The organism is Staphylococcus sp. MSU001 (assembly GCF_052976705.1).
Genome location: NZ_JBRIKK010000011.1, coordinates 1 through 16,029, shown reverse-complemented (window position 1 = coordinate 16,029; position 16,029 = coordinate 1). Strand labels below are relative to the sequence as shown.

20 protein-coding genes are annotated in these 16,029 nt (G+C 32.0%); 10 read left to right on the top strand and 10 right to left on the bottom strand.

Going from position 1 to position 16,029, the window contains the following annotated elements; all coding sequences use genetic code 11:
* The first annotated feature begins 39 nt into the window (after positions 1 to 39).
* Both ACVBFA_RS06460 and thiD read left to right on the top strand, forming a co-directional pair.
* A complete protein-coding gene (locus tag ACVBFA_RS06460; protein ID WP_237638971.1) occupies positions 40 to 1,020 on the top strand; it encodes a linear amide C-N hydrolase in 981 nt (326 codons plus the stop codon).
* Positions 1,021 to 1,126: 106 nt separating this feature from the next.
* Entirely contained in the window at positions 1,127 to 1,957 is an 831-nt protein-coding gene (gene thiD / locus ACVBFA_RS06455; protein WP_002458379.1) for a bifunctional hydroxymethylpyrimidine kinase/phosphomethylpyrimidine kinase, read from the top strand.
* A gap of 212 nt (positions 1,958 to 2,169) precedes the next feature.
* On the opposite strand, the gene ACVBFA_RS06450 is transcribed toward thiD, so the two are convergent.
* Positions 2,170 to 2,316 (bottom strand): hypothetical protein, encoded by a 147-nt coding sequence (locus tag ACVBFA_RS06450; RefSeq protein WP_002486814.1) that lies wholly within the window; start codon positions 2,314 to 2,316, stop codon positions 2,170 to 2,172.
* Between the two features lie 432 nt (positions 2,317 to 2,748).
* Between ACVBFA_RS06450 and vraX the strand changes: the two genes are divergently transcribed.
* The gene (gene vraX / locus ACVBFA_RS06445) at positions 2,749 to 2,928 is read left to right on the top strand and encodes a C1q-binding complement inhibitor VraX (protein ID WP_002445763.1); all 180 of its coding nucleotides are present in this window, start codon (positions 2,749 to 2,751) and stop codon (positions 2,926 to 2,928) included.
* Between the two features lie 283 nt (positions 2,929 to 3,211).
* Here vraX and ACVBFA_RS06440 read toward each other — a convergent pair whose 3' ends face one another.
* The 8 genes from ACVBFA_RS06440 to nagB all read right to left on the bottom strand — a co-directional run bounded on the left by ACVBFA_RS06440 (position 3,212) and on the right by nagB (position 9,225).
* Entirely contained in the window at positions 3,212 to 3,472 is a 261-nt protein-coding gene (locus ACVBFA_RS06440) for a hypothetical protein (protein WP_002486809.1), read from the bottom strand.
* 3 nt (positions 3,473 to 3,475) lie between these two features.
* On the bottom strand, positions 3,476 to 3,838 hold the full coding sequence (locus ACVBFA_RS06435) for a protein VraC (protein WP_002475544.1): 363 nt from the start codon (positions 3,836 to 3,838) through the stop codon (positions 3,476 to 3,478).
* Complete coding sequence (locus ACVBFA_RS06430) at positions 3,804 to 4,952, bottom strand: acetyl-CoA C-acyltransferase (RefSeq protein ID WP_002445760.1); 1,149 nt, start codon at positions 4,950 to 4,952, stop codon at positions 3,804 to 3,806. Before ACVBFA_RS06430 ends, ACVBFA_RS06435 begins: the two co-directional genes overlap by 35 nt.
* Before the next feature lie 2 nt (positions 4,953 to 4,954).
* The gene (locus tag ACVBFA_RS06425; protein ID WP_049386396.1) at positions 4,955 to 6,316 is read right to left on the bottom strand and encodes a long-chain fatty acid--CoA ligase; all 1,362 of its coding nucleotides are present in this window, start codon (positions 6,314 to 6,316) and stop codon (positions 4,955 to 4,957) included.
* A gap of 117 nt (positions 6,317 to 6,433) precedes the next feature.
* Positions 6,434 to 7,081 carry an HAD family hydrolase gene (locus tag ACVBFA_RS06420; RefSeq protein ID WP_126122484.1) on the bottom strand — a complete coding sequence of 216 codons (648 nt, stop codon included), beginning with the start codon at positions 7,079 to 7,081 and terminating at the stop codon, positions 6,434 to 6,436.
* Positions 7,082 to 7,201: 120 nt separating this feature from the next.
* Positions 7,202 to 7,750 carry a 6-phospho-3-hexuloisomerase gene (gene hxlB / locus ACVBFA_RS06415; RefSeq protein ID WP_049386394.1) on the bottom strand — a complete coding sequence of 183 codons (549 nt, stop codon included), beginning with the start codon at positions 7,748 to 7,750 and terminating at the stop codon, positions 7,202 to 7,204.
* 1 nt (position 7,751) lies between these two features.
* Positions 7,752 to 8,384, bottom strand: a complete 633-nt coding sequence (gene hxlA, locus ACVBFA_RS06410) for a 3-hexulose-6-phosphate synthase (RefSeq protein ID WP_001832167.1) — start codon at positions 8,382 to 8,384, stop codon at positions 7,752 to 7,754.
* A gap of 109 nt (positions 8,385 to 8,493) precedes the next feature.
* Entirely contained in the window at positions 8,494 to 9,225 is a 732-nt protein-coding gene (gene nagB, locus ACVBFA_RS06405) for a glucosamine-6-phosphate deaminase (protein ID WP_049386393.1), read from the bottom strand.
* Positions 9,226 to 9,509: 284 nt separating this feature from the next.
* Here nagB and ACVBFA_RS06400 point away from each other — a divergent pair, with 284 nt between their 5' ends.
* The 7 genes from ACVBFA_RS06400 (at position 9,510) to ACVBFA_RS06370 (ending at position 15,483) form a co-directional block, all read left to right on the top strand.
* On the top strand, positions 9,510 to 9,872 hold the full coding sequence (locus ACVBFA_RS06400) for a YojF family protein (RefSeq protein ID WP_002445755.1): 363 nt from the start codon (positions 9,510 to 9,512) through the stop codon (positions 9,870 to 9,872).
* Between the two features lie 15 nt (positions 9,873 to 9,887).
* A complete protein-coding gene (bshB2, locus tag ACVBFA_RS06395; RefSeq protein ID WP_126122483.1) occupies positions 9,888 to 10,553 on the top strand; it encodes a bacillithiol biosynthesis deacetylase BshB2 in 666 nt (221 codons plus the stop codon).
* A 13-nt stretch (positions 10,554 to 10,566) separates the two neighbouring features.
* Positions 10,567 to 11,445: a GTP cyclohydrolase FolE2 gene (gene folE2 / locus ACVBFA_RS06390; RefSeq protein WP_126122482.1), complete on the top strand. Its 879-nt coding sequence runs from the start codon at positions 10,567 to 10,569 to the stop codon at positions 11,443 to 11,445.
* 143 nt (positions 11,446 to 11,588) lie between these two features.
* Positions 11,589 to 11,906: an ArsR/SmtB family transcription factor gene (locus ACVBFA_RS06385; protein ID WP_126122481.1), complete on the top strand. Its 318-nt coding sequence runs from the start codon at positions 11,589 to 11,591 to the stop codon at positions 11,904 to 11,906.
* Positions 11,903 to 13,195: an arsenite efflux transporter membrane subunit ArsB gene (arsB, locus tag ACVBFA_RS06380; protein ID WP_002486830.1), complete on the top strand. Its 1,293-nt coding sequence runs from the start codon at positions 11,903 to 11,905 to the stop codon at positions 13,193 to 13,195. Before ACVBFA_RS06385 ends, arsB begins: the two co-directional genes overlap by 4 nt.
* A 16-nt stretch (positions 13,196 to 13,211) precedes the next feature.
* Positions 13,212 to 13,610 (top strand): arsenate reductase (thioredoxin), encoded by a 399-nt coding sequence (gene arsC, locus ACVBFA_RS06375; protein ID WP_002486806.1) that lies wholly within the window; start codon positions 13,212 to 13,214, stop codon positions 13,608 to 13,610.
* A gap of 370 nt (positions 13,611 to 13,980) precedes the next feature.
* Positions 13,981 to 15,483 carry a glycosyltransferase gene (locus ACVBFA_RS06370; protein WP_126122480.1) on the top strand — a complete coding sequence of 501 codons (1,503 nt, stop codon included), beginning with the start codon at positions 13,981 to 13,983 and terminating at the stop codon, positions 15,481 to 15,483.
* 365 nt (positions 15,484 to 15,848) lie between these two features.
* Here the strand turns inward: ACVBFA_RS06370 and ACVBFA_RS06365 are convergent.
* The coding region (locus tag ACVBFA_RS06365) for an MSCRAMM family adhesin SdrC (RefSeq protein WP_221843846.1) at positions 15,849 to 16,029 on the bottom strand (181 nt) is incomplete at its 5' end.

Sequence of the window (16,029 nt, the reverse complement as noted above, 5' to 3'; positions counted from 1 at the left end):
ATTACTATAGATAAATTTCAGTAGTTTGGAGTGTTATATATGTGTACGGCTATTTCTTTATATACAAAACAACGTTATCATTATTTAGCTAGAACGATGGACTTTGCATTTGAATTTAATGGTATCCCAACCATTGTTCCACGTCATTATCACTACCAATTTGATCTAGATTCAGACATGCGTCTTGAATATGGTTTTGTTGGAACAAATTTAAAAGTAGGACGTTATAGATTTGGTGATGGTATAAACGAAAAAGGTTTAGCTATTTCGAACCATTACTTCACTGGTGAAGCCTCATACAGTACCCATAAACGTTATGGTTATTTTAACTTAGCACCTGAGGAGTTTATTGTTTGGGTTTTAGGTTTTAATAAAAGTATTAGCGAATTAAAACAAAAGGTTAAGAAGATCAATATTATGAATGAAAAAAATACAACTTTGAATATCGTTCCTCCTTTACATTTCATGGTCACTGATGAAACAGGACATACCGTAGCCATAGAACCTTACAATGGCTTATTAATAGTTAAAGATAATTATGTTCATACCTTAACAAATGCGCCTAAATTAGATTGGCATCTATCTAACTTAAGAAATTATGCTTATTTAACACCACAGAAATCAACCAATCAATTAATAGGTAAAATGCTAGTAAGATCAATGGGCTGTGAAGCAGAAACAAATGGCTTACCGGGTGGTTATACTTCAACAGAACGTTTTATACGGGCTACATATTTAAGACACCAACTACGCTGTTCCCATAATGAAGATGAAAATTTAATGAATTGTTTTAAAGTTCTAGAATCAGTCAGTATCCCTCAAGGTGCAGTTATCGATGCCAATAAAATACATTACACACAATATCAATTAGTGATGGAAAGTAAAGAAAGAAGCTATTATATTAAGCCATACTTTAGTAATCAAATTTTCAAAATAAAATTAACTGAAGATCTTTTAAGTAAGAATGAGTTGACATTCTTACCTATTAATCACGAATTAAAGATAACATCAATACAGTAACTAACGTATGATGATTGATTTTGAATTTTACAAAATATAATAATTTAGCGTACGTGATAAACATGATATGATAAAGACACTAGAAATTAATGGGAGTGAATGAATGATGGCTTTAAAAAAAGTATTAACGATAGCTGGTTCAGATACAAGTGCTGGTGCCGGTATGCAAGCAGATCTTAAAACGTTCCAAGAACTTGATGTATATGGAATGGTAGCTTTAACATCTATTGTGACAATGGATAAAGAAACATGGTCCCATGATGTAACACCCATTGATATGAATGTCTTCGAAAAACAACTTGAAACAGCAATATCAATTGGACCTGATGCTATTAAAACAGGGATGTTAGGAACACAAGACATTATTAAACGTGCCGGAGATGTTTTTGTTGAATCTGGTGCAGACTATTTTGTAGTTGATCCAGTAATGGTTTGTAAAGGTGAAGACGAAGTACTTAACCCAGGAAACACAGAAGCAATGATTCAATATTTACTACCTAAAGCTACAGTAGTTACCCCGAATTTATTCGAAGCAGGTCAACTCTCTGGTTTAGGAAAATTAACATCAATTGAGGACATGAAAAAAGCTGCTCAAGTGATTTATGACAAAGGCACACCTCATGTCATTATTAAAGGTGGCAAAGCACTCGATCAAGATAAATCTTATGACTTGTACTATGATGGCCAACAATTTTATCAATTAACTACTGACATGTTCCAACAAAGTTATAATCATGGTGCAGGATGCACATTTGCTGCTGCCACAACAGCTTATCTTGCGAACGGTAAATCTCCAAAAGAAGCAATCATTGCTGCTAAAGCATTTGTAGCTTCAGCAATCAAAAATGGTTGGAAAATGAATGACTTTGTAGGACCTGTTGATCATGGTGCATATAACCGTATTGAACAGATTAACGTTGAAGTCACTGAGGTTTAAAAATACTAGTACATTTTAGCCCTAATTTATAGGCTCATTTAATTCCTACAAACTTTGTAATTATAATTAAATCAATATCTATATAGATGTGGAAAGCCTGGGACAAAAAGGTCCAAGATAAGTAAATAAAGACAATTTCTATTGAAATAATATAGGAATTGTCTTTTTTATAAATTTTTGATGATTTTCAGCTCTTTGAGCTGTTACTTTTCTTATATTAAGCCACGATAATGTCTGAATTCAGTATCGGGAATTGTTTCTGCAATATCATTTACATGTCGTGAAATATCATTTGTGGGGATAAGAACTGAAGTTTCCATTAGTAGAGTATGTTGAGTCATGTTATAGTCTTTATACATAAAGCACCTCGTTAATTTTGTTTATTGGTATTTATTAAATTATACGAAAGGGCCTTATTTTTCAAAGTATTTTAATGTAAAATTACATATAAACACAAAGTATTTTGGCGAGACTCTTGAGGGAACAGGACAAGCTGAAGACTACAGGCTGAAGCTGTCCCCTAAGAAAGCGAGCCAACAATACGAAGTATTTTAAATAAAGATGCCAGTAAATGAATTTATGAAAATCCATTTACTGGCTATTTTTCTAGGAATTATGTCTCAGCCTCTCTTCTCTTTCCTTTCAAACCGTAATAAACATTGTATACATATAAAGTCTTAGAAAGTAATCAGTTTATCGTCGTATGTAAACTTGATACTACAGACCCATGATTTCTTATGGTTTATCCTTTATTATTTAAAGTGTAGAGAGGCAAGGGAGGTATAAACAACATGATTATCTACAGAAGAAATATAGAAAATGGAACACCCGTTTATGAAATCATTACTAAAACTTTCAAGACAATTACTATAAAGTGTGATGAAACTTTTAATAAGTATGAAATCTATCAATTGCTCTCTCTACTAGAGAATGACGTTGACAACATGCCGACAAGTTACTCATATCGTTAACGTTATTCTAGACAGCTAGACATTGCATCAAACCTAATTGAGATTTAGCACTTTTGTCTTTCCAGTCCCAAATAAAATGAGTTTTAAAGCATTTAGTCCCTTAATACGTTTAGTTTTAAAGACATTCTATCATCCCTAAATTAACACTCACCCTAACAAGTGAGAAACGCTAATGTTAGCCAAAACTTGTCCCCTTTTGTAGCTCGGAGAGAACCTTTGAGCATTGCTAACATTAGCGTTTTTAATTATTTAATTTTAAAAAAGATTATTATTTTTATCATTCTCAACTTCTAGTAATTGTTAGTTTGATATCATCATACGTTTTAAAAACTACAATTTCATCATTTTCTTTTATTAAAAATTGTACTTCCTCATCTATATTTATAGATTTTAAGTACTTAATTTTGTAATCCATCCAATACACATTAAGTTCAGAAAATACTTTTTCACATATGAGTTGTCCCGGTACAATGGAGCGATGGATCGGATTCTCATCATTAACTAAAGTTAAATATTCATTCACCATTTCTGTTGTAAATTTCATAATTTATCTTACCTCGATAAATATTTGTTTTATATACATACAATGTTTTTTATCTTTATTTATTTCGAGTCCATATGTATACTTAATGATATTTTTAATTAATTTTTGTGAAACCTTATGCAATGTCGCTTCATAGGTACAATCGACCTGAAGTTGTTGTTGTGTCTTAATGTGTGTCTCTTTTAATATGATAGGCTTCTTTGAAAAAGATTGAAATAACTCAAATTGTGGCCATAACTTGGCACACATAAGAGTAGGAACATAATGGTCATACTTTATATTAAGCAATTCACAATAATTTTGAACTTCTTCATTTGTAAATTGAACTTCTCTAATTTCCATACCATCTTTCAAATAAAGCTGCATTTCCTATTCCTCCACCTATTCCCATAGTTGCTACAGTTCTAAATTGATGTTTCATATAAAATAAACGTGTGACTAACGCTGCTCCACTTGCACCATATGGATGCCCTGTAGCAATTGCTCCACCCCAACAATTCAACTTATTCAAAGGTATGTTAAGTTGTTGTTGGCTAGCAATAACTTGAGAGCTAAATGCTTCATTTAATTCTACTGCATTTATATCATTTATAGTTAATCGTTCCCGAGCTAATAATTGATTTACTGCTGGCACTGGACCCACTCCTAAATACTGAGGTTGAACACCTACAGTAGCACTATTTACAAACTTAATCCCTTCGGTGAATCCTAATTGACGTGCCCGATTTTCTTCCATAACAATCAGTAATACTGCACCATCATTTTTCATACAACTGTTTCCTACTGTGACTGTTCCTTCATTTAAAAGCGGTTTAAGTCTGCCAAGTGTTTTGAGAGTGAGTTGAGGTTTAATACTTTCATCTTGATTAAAACATTCACCTTTCACTTTGAACGGTAAAATTTCTTGGGAAATATTACCGTTATTCATGTTTTTTGATGCCAACTGATGACTGCGATAAGCAAAGTCATCTTGTTCATTTCTACTGATGTGATATTTTTTCGCTACATTTTCAGCGGCTTCAATCATTGAAGGGTCTTCTCCTTCTCTTGCAAAAGGCGCCCGTTCAAAAAATTGTGGAAACTCAGATTCATAAACTGACTGCGGGCGTTTGATTTTCCAAGGAGCTCTACTAGTACTCTCAACACCACCTGCAATATATATTGTTCCAGCACCACTTTGTACCATCCTACAAGCTTGTATAACAGCTTCAAGACCTGAACCACATTGACGATCAATTGTTATACCAGGTATTTTAAAATCTAATCCTGCTTCGAGTAATGATTTTCTAGCTAAATTACCACCATTACCTACCGTATTACCTAAAATGACGTCATCCAAAAGAGACATTACTTTTGGATACTGATCTGTAAAATGATTAAATAAAGGTTCTAGTAATGATTCAGGTTCTAAATGCTTCAATCGGCCACCATACTTACCGAAGGCTATACGTTTTGCTGCAATAATAACAGGTTGCTTCATTTTTATAACTCTCCATTAATAAATTTATTTTTCATCTCTTTTCTAGCAATCTTTCCCGATTCTGTGTATATCATATGGTCAATTTTCTTTAATTTTGATGGAACTTCTTGTCTTGAAAGCTGTTTCATTAAAAAAGATTTAATTTGTCGGTAATTCAATTGTACTTTACCTGAATAAAGTAATATCGCTATTTCTCCAAATTTAGCATGTGGTATACCGATGACAAGCGCCTCATCAATGCCTTCAATATCCATAATTAAGCTTTCAATAGCTGTTGGATATACATTGATTCCCCCAACTATAATACGGTCACTCTCTCTACCTACTAAAAACAAATGTTGATTTTTAATATAAGCGAAGTCACCTGTTTTAATCCATGACCCCTCTTGATTGCTCTGTCCCACATAACCACTAAACACCATTTCACTTCTAACGGCTAATAATCCTACTGCATCATCATCTTGATTTAATAATCGCGTTTCGACATGAGGGAAAAGTTTACCTACAGAATGAGCAGGAGATGATTGGTTAAAATTGTAGCTTATAAAACTTGCTTCAGATGTCCCAAAAAATTCTATTAAATTTGCTTGTGGATATAAAGTGCTGATTTGTTGAAACTGTTGCAATGTAAGTTTAGCACCACTACTCAAAATACTTTTAATCGATGAACAATGTCGTTGTGTAGAAATAAGTTGTTGTACCATCGTTGGCACTACAAATATTGCTGTCGATTTGTTCAACTGATTAATAAGACGCATAAGAGATAGTGGATTAAAATTTTTTTGACCTATAAATGTTTTTCCAGTACTTAATGCATAAATACATGCGTACAATGAAAGTGAATGTGATAAAGGACCAGGTGCTACAATGGTTTCTTCACAATTCTGGAGTAATTTCTCATTTTCCTTAAAAGAAACTATCCAAGAATGTTCATTTCTATAAAATGCTTTGGGTAAACCTGTAGTTCCTGACGTGAAACCTATATGTATAACATTACGTGGGATAACCTCATCACTATAAATTGAGTTATCATGATTTAAGATAAGATGATTATCTTTAATTAACCATTGTATGTCATAACTTTTTACAAGTTGATGTATCCTTTCATTACTCCATTGATGATTAAAAAAGCAAGGAATTCCACCTCTTTGATGTACCGCAAAATAGTTAATAATATTATTTACAGGATGGTCATCCATTAGCCCTACTTTTTCGTTTAATTTTACTTCATTATAGCGCATACTAGCCTGATGAATTTCTTTACTTAATTCTCCATACGTTAGATATCGATCTTCAAACACTAAAGCTAATCGATGCGGGTATTGATTAATATAATGCTGTAAATATTCCATTATTTTTTTCATCTTCATCACCACTTGTAAACACTCTATATAATTATGTTTACATTATACTTGCTTCATAGTTTTAAAAAAAGAGCAGGATAAAATTCCTCATGAATGATTATCCTACCATTGAAAATATTATAAAATTGTTAAAAGTTCTTCTGGATCATTAACAACATAATGAGGATTTTCATGCAACAATTCGTGTGCAGATTGTGCTCCCCATGTGACAGCGCATGTTTGCACATGAGCTTGATTCGCATTCTTGATATCTTGTGCTGTGTCCCCTATATACACGGTTTTACCTACCATTAAATGATGTTTTTGTATCAAATTTTGGATCATTTCACAAAGAAGTTTGTCTTCATTTTTAATACAGACACCTAATGAATCAGTTATAAAACGGCTTAATCCGAGATAATCTAAATACCTTTGCATTGTTAGTGTCTCTTTATTAGATACTACAAATATTTTTTTCTTTTGGTTATGTAAAAATTGTAATGCTTCACTTATTCCGGTATATTCTTTTGATTGATGTATTTCATCGTTGCTAAAACAACGATGATATTCATCTATTAATTTTTCTATTTGATAAAAAGACAATTCATGTGAAGCTAGCGTTTTAAAATTGTTGTATAAATTTAAATGATATGTATGTAAAATAGCTTGTTCTGCAGGTTCATCTAAATTTAATCTTTTAAAAGCGTTTTGCGTAGCTTTGACGTGACACGTTGTTGTATCAATTAGCGTTCCATCAAAATCAAAAATATAACTATCAAAATTCATGATGTTCACCTCATAGTTTAGTTATATTATAAATATACACTTAAAGGAGTAATGTTGCACCATTTATTAAAAAAGCACTTTTGTCTAATCATAGACAAAAGTGCTTATCTCTCATTTTAGTTATTCTAAATTAGCATGATTCTCTTGCATTGTTTTTTCACTAATGTGAAATGCATCCATTAAAGGTAATACAATACTATCTAAGAATATAAGTGAGGCCTGTTCAAATAAACTACCAAGTGGTTGCTTTGAACCTTCAACATCATGTTTAGTACCTGCAGGCAATTCAACAACCGTCTCTGCAAGATTACCAATTGGCGATTCCGCATTTGTAGTTAATAAGACAATTTTTGCCCCCACAGATTGTGCTTTTTCAGCTAATAATCTTAGATGTTCTGTAGAACCTGAACCTGAAATAATAATAAACAAATCATGTTCTTTAATTGAAGGTGTTGTTGACTCACCTACAACGTAGGCATTTTTACCTAATTGATTTAAGCGCATTGCAAAACTATTTGCAACAAAACCTGAACGACCTTTACCAGCTGTAAATATGCGATCTGCACCTATAACATCATTAGAAAAACGTTCATATTCTGTATTGTCTACTTGAGATAAAGTAGCATCTAACTCTTCAAGAATAAGACGATAATTATTAAATTCACTCATCTTATTTACCTTCAATAGCTGCTCGACATTGTTTTGCTGCTTCTACAGGATCGTCAGCATTCGCAATACCGCCACCAACAATAACTAAATCTGGATCTTCAGCTACAATATCTTTGATAGTATCTGGTTTAATACCACCTGCTACTGCAACCTTAGAGTTTTTGATTACAGATTTAACTGTACGCAAGCTATCTAATGGAGATTTTCCTTCTGCTTGTAAGTCGTAACCTGTATGAACTGCGATATAGTCTGCACCCATCTCATCTAGTTCTTTAGCACGTTGTTCTAAGTTTTGCACTGCTATCATATCAACAAGCAATGCTTTTCCATGTTTATGCGCTTCTTCAACTGCTGCTTTAATCGAAGCATCTTCAGCAACACCTAAAATTGTAACAATATCTGCACCATATTTTACTGCTTGGCTTACTTCGTAATCTGCTGCATCCATAATTTTCAAGTCAGCTAATACTTTAGCATTATTAATATTTTCATTTAAATGTTGAACTGCAGGTAAGCCTTCGTTAATTACAATTGGTGTACCGATTTCAACAATATCTACATATTCTTCAACTTTTTGCGCTAATTTTGCTGCTTCTTCTTTATTTAATAAATCAATGGCTAACTGTAGTTCCAATGAAATTCATCCTTTCGTTTTGAGAAATTCTCTTTTGCTTATAATTTCATACCCTTCACTAAACTTATTAAACATATAAAATATTTTGTATATAAAAACAACTAAATAATTATAAACAATCTGGTGTTGCTTCATCGTCTACATAAACTTCAACATTAGGATGTGTGTGTAAAATGGTCGCAGGTACATCTTCGGTAACCTGTTCATTTAACAGTTTACTTATGGCCTCTTTTTTCTTTGGACCAAATGCAAGTAGTATAATCCTTTTAGCTTTTAAAATACTTGCTAATCCCATTGAAACTGCTTGTCTAGGAACATCCGCTTCATTGTCAAAATATCGACTATTTGCTTTTATAGTGCTTTCTGTTAAGTTCACCACATGTGTTTCACTATTGAAGTCTGTTCCTGGTTCATTAAATCCAATGTGACCATTTTCTCCAATTCCTAAAATTTGAATATCAATCGGACCTCTTTCATCTAATAATTTGTTATATCGTTCCGCTTCTGCTTCTAGATTTTCTGAATAGCCATCAGGAATATGAATGTGATTTTTAGCAAAATGAGGATATTGCTCAAATAGCACTTTATTCATATAGGTATGGTAACTTTGCTGATGACTTGCTTTTAAACCTACATATTCATCTAAATTAAATGTTTCAACCTGCGATACATCAGCTTTATTTTTGGTTAATAAATTTACTAAGTAATGATATACGTCAGTCATAGTTCCACCAGTTGCTAAACCGAGTTTGGTATGAGGGGACTGCTGTATCTGTTTAAACAACTCGCATGCTACATAAAATGACGCAAGATTTTTTGAATCTAAATTAATAATTTTCAATATCAAACACCTCTAATTTCAATATCGCAATGATTGATGACTTACGCCTTACTCTTTTGTATCTCTTAAACTATAATGTAACAAATGATTAAGATTTTAAACATATTAACGCTCTATATGTAGTATTCAACGTTTTTTCTTGAATTTTTCCTAATTAAATCGAGCATTCGTGTACAAATATACATAGCTTTCTAGTAAAATAGATAGATAAACGAGTTTGCTGGTAAAGAATATGTTTATCGGTAGTCCGTCAGTAACATATTATTTAGTTTAAGGGAGTGAACGTGTTGGAACCAATTAAAGAACAAGAAGTGCTAGATTTATTAACTTCTTACGCAAATCAGCCTGTTTACCTACACGTTGAAACAACAAATGGTGCTTATGCAAATCATTTCGATCAACGCGTATTTAACGCTGGAACATTTTTAAGAAATATTGTCGTGACTTTTGAACATGCACAACTTAAAGGCGGCGATAAAGATCCATATCGTGTAGGTCTTAAATTAAAAGATGGTGGCTGGGTTTACGTGCAAGGACTTACGCACTATGAAGTTAATAAGAACAACGAATTTTTAATTGCAGGTTTTAATTATGAAGGACAATTGGCTGCTACAATAGAAATAAGTAAACAGCCATTTACTATATAAAGGAGGTTGCTATTCATGACTGATGAAAGACACGTACTTGTGATTTTCCCTCATCCTGATGATGAAACCTTTTCGTCTGCTGGAACTATCGCAAGTTACATTGAAAAAGGTATTCCCGTCACATATGCATGTCTCACCCTAGGACAAATGGGACGTAATCTAGGTAATCCTCCTTTTGCAACAAGAGAATCTTTACCACTTATACGTGAGCGTGAGTTAGAAGAAGCATGCAAAGCAATTGGGATTACAGATTTAAGGAAAATGGAGTTAAGAGATAAAACTGTTGAATTTGAACCTAACGATCAAATGGATCAAATGATTCAATCACTTATTGACGAAACAAATCCATCATTAATTATTTCTTTCTATCCTAAATTTGCAGTCCATCCTGATCACGAAGCAACTGCAGAAGCTGTAGTACGTACAGTTGGGCGCATGCATGTATCAGATCGCCCACGTCTTACACTTGTAGCGTTTAGCAATGATGCACCGGAAATTCTTGGAGAACCTGATATTCAAAATGACATATCGCAATATAGTGATATAAAACTCAAAGCTTTCGAAGCGCATGCTTCACAAACAGGACCATTTTTAAAACAACTTGCTAGTCCCGAAATAGATGGTCAAGCACAAAGTTTCTTAAAAATAGAGCCATTTTGGACATATCACTTTGAATCTTAAATGGAGGTAAAACATGACAGAATTTGACTTATCCACTAGAGAGGGTCGTTGGAAACATTTCGGTTCTGTTGACCCTGTCAAAGGTACGAAACCAACTACTAAAAATGAAATGACCGATTTACAAAGCACTCACAAAAATTTCTTATTTGAAATAGAGGAAGTAGGCATTAAAAATTTAACTTATCCAGTTTTAATTGATCAGTATCAAACAGCTGGTTTATTTAGTTTTTCAACGAGTTTAAATAAAAATGAAAAAGGCATTAATATGAGTCGCATATTAGAAAGCGTTGAAAAACATTATGATAATGGCATTGAACTTGAATTTAACACACTACATCAATTGTTGCGTATGCTACAAGATAAAATGAATCAAAATGCTGCAGGTGTTGATGTATCAGGTAAATGGTTCTTTGATCGTTATAGTCCTGTTACGCATATTAAAGCTGTAGGCCATGCAGATGTTACTTATGGTTTGGCTATTGAAAATCATACCGTTACACGCAAAGAATTAACTATTCAAGCTAAAGTAACAACACTATGCCCTTGCTCAAAAGAAATTAGTGAATATTCTGCACATAATCAACGTGGTATCGTTACAGTTAAAGCATATTTAGATAAAAATAATAATGTCATCGATGATTATAAAGATAAAATTTTAGACGCTATGGAAGCCAACGCTAGTTCTATCTTATATCCAATCTTAAAACGTCCTGATGAAAAACGAGTAACAGAACGTGCTTATGAAAACCCACGATTTGTTGAAGATTTAATTCGACTAATTGCAGCAGACTTAGTTGAATTTGATTGGATTGAAGGGTTTGATATTGAATGTCGTAATGAAGAGTCTATCCACCAGCATGATGCTTTCGCACGCCTGAAATATCGCAAATAAAATATCAAGTTTCAATTACAATGCCAGTTGTATTTTTATTTTATAAGATACAACTGGCATGTTTTTTTAACTAAAATGCCAATATAGCATAGACGTTTATCTATATAGATGATAATCTATGTTATGTTATAGGAGGCCATGCTATGTCATATATTCAATTATCTAACATATTAAAAGTCATTGCGAATCCTAGCAGATTAGAAATTTTAGATTTATTGTCTTGTGGTGAATTGTGTGCGTGTGATTTACTTATACATTTTAACTTTTCACAACCAACACTAAGCCACCATATGAAGTTACTTGTTGATTGCAAATTAGTGTTTGCAAACAAAGTTGGCAATAAACAAATATACGAACTTAATCACCACTTATTTGAACAAGTGACAAATCAATTAAATTTACTTCATTCAACTCATAACCAATGTATTTGTCATACTATAAAGAAAGGTGAAATTTCATGACTACTGTATTAGCAATTGTAATATTTTTCATCACTTTAACCTTAATCATTTGGCAACCTAAAGGGTTAGACATAGGTATTTCAGCAATCATTGGAGCACTTTTAGTTATTATTACGGGTGTAGTAAATTTTACAGATATATTAGAAGTGATCGGAATTGTTTGGAATGCTACACTAACTTTTGTATCAGTCATTCTTATATCATTGATTCTTGATGAGATAGGATTCTTTGAATGGTCAGCTATTCATATGGTTAAGGCATCTAATGGACATGGATTAAAGATGTTTATATATATCATGATATTAGGGGCGCTTATTGCAGCATTCTTTGCTAATGATGGTGCAGCCTTAATTTTGACGCCTATTGTTTTAGCAATGATAAGAAATTTAGGTTTCAATAATAAGTTAGTATTTCCTTTTATTATAGCTTGTGGGTTTATCGCAGATTCCACCTCATTGCCACTTGTTGTAAGTAATTTAGTTAACATTGTATCAGCAGATTACTTTGGTATTAAATTTGTTGAATATTTAATGCGTATGTTTATACCTAATTTATTTTCTCTATTAGCTAGTATCTTAGTTTTATGGTTTTACTTTAGAAAATCCATCCCTAAAACTTTTGATATATCAAGTATTTCTGAACCTAAAGATGCTATACGAGACACACGATTATTTAAAATTTCATGGATTATTTTAGCTTTATTACTTGTAGGTTACTTAGTGAGTGAGTTCATACATATACCTGTATCATTTATCACTGGAGCTATAGCTGTGATTTTTATATTATTAGCGCGTCAGTCTAATGTAGTGCATACGAAACAAGTTATCAAAGGGGCTCCGTGGAATATCGTGATATTTTCTATCGGTATGTATCTTGTTATTTTTGGCTTAAAGAATGTAGGGATGACATTGATTTTAGCAGATATTTTATCATCAATAGCTCAGCACGGACTTTTTAGCAGTATTATGGGCATGGGATTTGTATCCGCATTTCTTTCAGCAATTATGAATAATATGCCTACCGTACTTATTGATGCGATAGCCATCGATCAATCGCATGCTATAAGTTCTATAAAAGAAGGAATGATTTATGCCAATGTGATCGGAGCAGATTTAGGACCAAAAATCACACCCATTGGATCTCTTGCTACATTATTATGGTTACATGTTTTAGTTCAAAAAGGAGTTAAAATTTCTTGGGGTACTTACTTTAAAACGGGTATTGTAATTACTATACCTGTATTATTCTTTACTTTGTTAGGTCTTTACCTAACACTTATTATCTTTTAAATTAGGAGATTTTTTTATGCAAAAGAAAACTATTTATTTTATTTGTACTGGTAATTCTTGTCGCAGTCAAATGGCTGAAGGTTTTGGAAAATTAATATTAGGTGATAAATGGAATGTATATTCTGCTGGCATTGAAACACATGGTGTTAATCCGCATGCTATAAAAGCTATGAAAGAAGTCGGTATTGATATTTCACATCACACTTCTGACCTAATAAACAATGACATTTTAATAGCGTCTGATATAGTTGTCACATTGTGTAGTGATGCAGATGCAAACTGTCCAGTTTTACCTAAAAACGTCACTAAAGAACATTGGGGATTTGATGATCCTGCTGGTAAAGATTGGTCAGAATTTCAACGTGTAAGAGATGAGATTAAAGCAGCGATCGAAACATTTGCTCATAGAAAGTAACTTAACTCAAAACTTAAAACTCACTATTATTTATACTTTTCAACAAATTTAACAACATACTTGGCTATCATACTGATGAGTGAAACTACAATAACAGAAATATACTAAGTGGAGTAATCATGATAAACAACTAAAATCGTTTATTGTGGGTGCTATCACAATAGTTGTATTCACACACAATAAATTTTATTATAAGCTCGTTTGTAAGTGACTCGTTATTTTAAATTTTTTGATTATAAAGAGGTAAATATAGTTAGTAGTATATATTTTCGTATAAATTATTTTTAAATGTTTATTAGTTTTATTAATATTATAAGTTTTTATTATGTTACAATGTTTGTAAAATAAACTTAACTATATGAGGTAAATTATGTACTATTTTGTAGGTAATAACATCGGTCATAAAACTGCTGGTATAGAAAAAGCAATGATTAATCGGTTAAACCTATTTAAAGCATATCATTATCAAGCTAAAATCTTATTACTAGCATGGAATCGCTATTTAACTCAAACAGCATCGCAATATATTAATAGCGAAGATTATATAAACATGTATGATTATTTTCAAGAAGCAAGTAACGTAACATCAGTGTTCAGTAAAAATTGGATTCATTACTGGAGAAATGAATGTGGCTATACTATAAAACCTGTTTCTGAGACAAATGACGTCCGGATTTATGATCAACAACAATTTATAATGTATGCGCATTTTGCTGATGAAGCTTATCAAAAAATTGATTATATTAATTACTTTGATACATCTAGAAGAAAAATAAAAAGAGAGTTATACGATACACGTGGATTTTTAAGTTGCGTTAGAGTTTTATCAACGGACCAAAAAATACAAGCAGAGTACTATCTTTCTCCTGAAGGAAAAGTGAAAATTGAAAAGTATTATGATATTGATTCAAATCATCCCTATGTGGCAAAAAAGATTATATTAAATTATTTAGGTAAAACGCACTTTTTAAACAATGAAACTGAGCTAGGCGCTTTTTTTATTGAAACAATATATCAAAGTAGTGACTTATTCTTTAGCGATCGTAACCTTGTTACATCACATATATTTAACATGGTTGCATCTTACATCCCTGTTATTGCAGTGTTACATAGCACTCATGTTAAAGATGTTACTGATTTAACGCATTCACCAATCAAAAATGTTTATAAAGGGGTTTTTGAATATTTACAAAGGTATAAAGCCATCATTGTTTCAACACAACAGCAAAAAGCTGACGTAATTGAGAGAATCAGAGGAGTCATTCCAGTATATGCTATTCCAGTTGGTTATTCATCCATTGATATGAACGATGACTCTAATAAAAATAACTATGTTTCACCTAAAAAAATTATTTCTGTCGCAAGATACTCACCTGAAAAGCAATTGATACAACAAATTGAACTTATTAATAGGCTTAAAGATGCGTTTCCAAATATCGAACTACATATGTATGGTTTTGGTAAAGAAGAACAACATTTAAAAGAACGCATTCAAGAATTAGGACTAGAAAAACACGTAATATTAAGAGGTTTTTTAAAAGATTTAACTGATGAATATCAGAATGCATATCTAAATTTAATAACAAGTAATATGGAAGGCTTTTCCTTAGCATTATTAGAATGTGAATCACATGGTGTGCCTTCTATCAGTTATGATATTCAATATGGTCCAGGTGAATTGATACAGGACGGTAAGAATGGATATTTAATAGAAAAGAATAATCAACACATGCTATTTGAAAAAGTAAAATTATTGCTCAACAACCCCCAACTTCAACAATCTTTTTCTCACCATTGTATTGAAACTGCACAAAAGTATTCTCAAACACAAATCATGTTACTGTGGAAAAATTTACTTCAACATTTTAACTAAAGCATAAAAACAAAAATCAAATTTTGCTATGAAGTCATTTATCATTAAATGGTTTCATAGTATTTTTTGTATTAAATAAAAGAATTTTTTATTAATTCGATAGAAAGGAACCATGAATTCATTTAAAATTCACGGTTCCCCTATTAAATCACTGTCAGATTGTGAGTTGTATCTATTTCTCTATAAATCATACATTTCAGTCATTTTTAATAAAAATGACCTTGTTTGCATCATCTTTTTCACAAGATATGATAAACGTGAAAGTTATATTATAGTTTTAATCAACACCTTACATTTGTTGGACTAAATATACTTTCTATTCAAATGTCGTATCTGCTTCTTTCTAATAATTTCATTTGAATAATTTAATTTTTATTTTTTCTATTTTTGCGACGGTTCCCTACTAATAACGCTCCTAAACCTGCAAATAAAGTTCCAAGTAATGTGCCTTTAGAATCATGATCTACTTTAGCTCCTGTATCCGGTAATTTATCTTTTGCATTTTTATCAGAGTCCGAGTCACTATCTGAGTCTGAGTCGCTATCT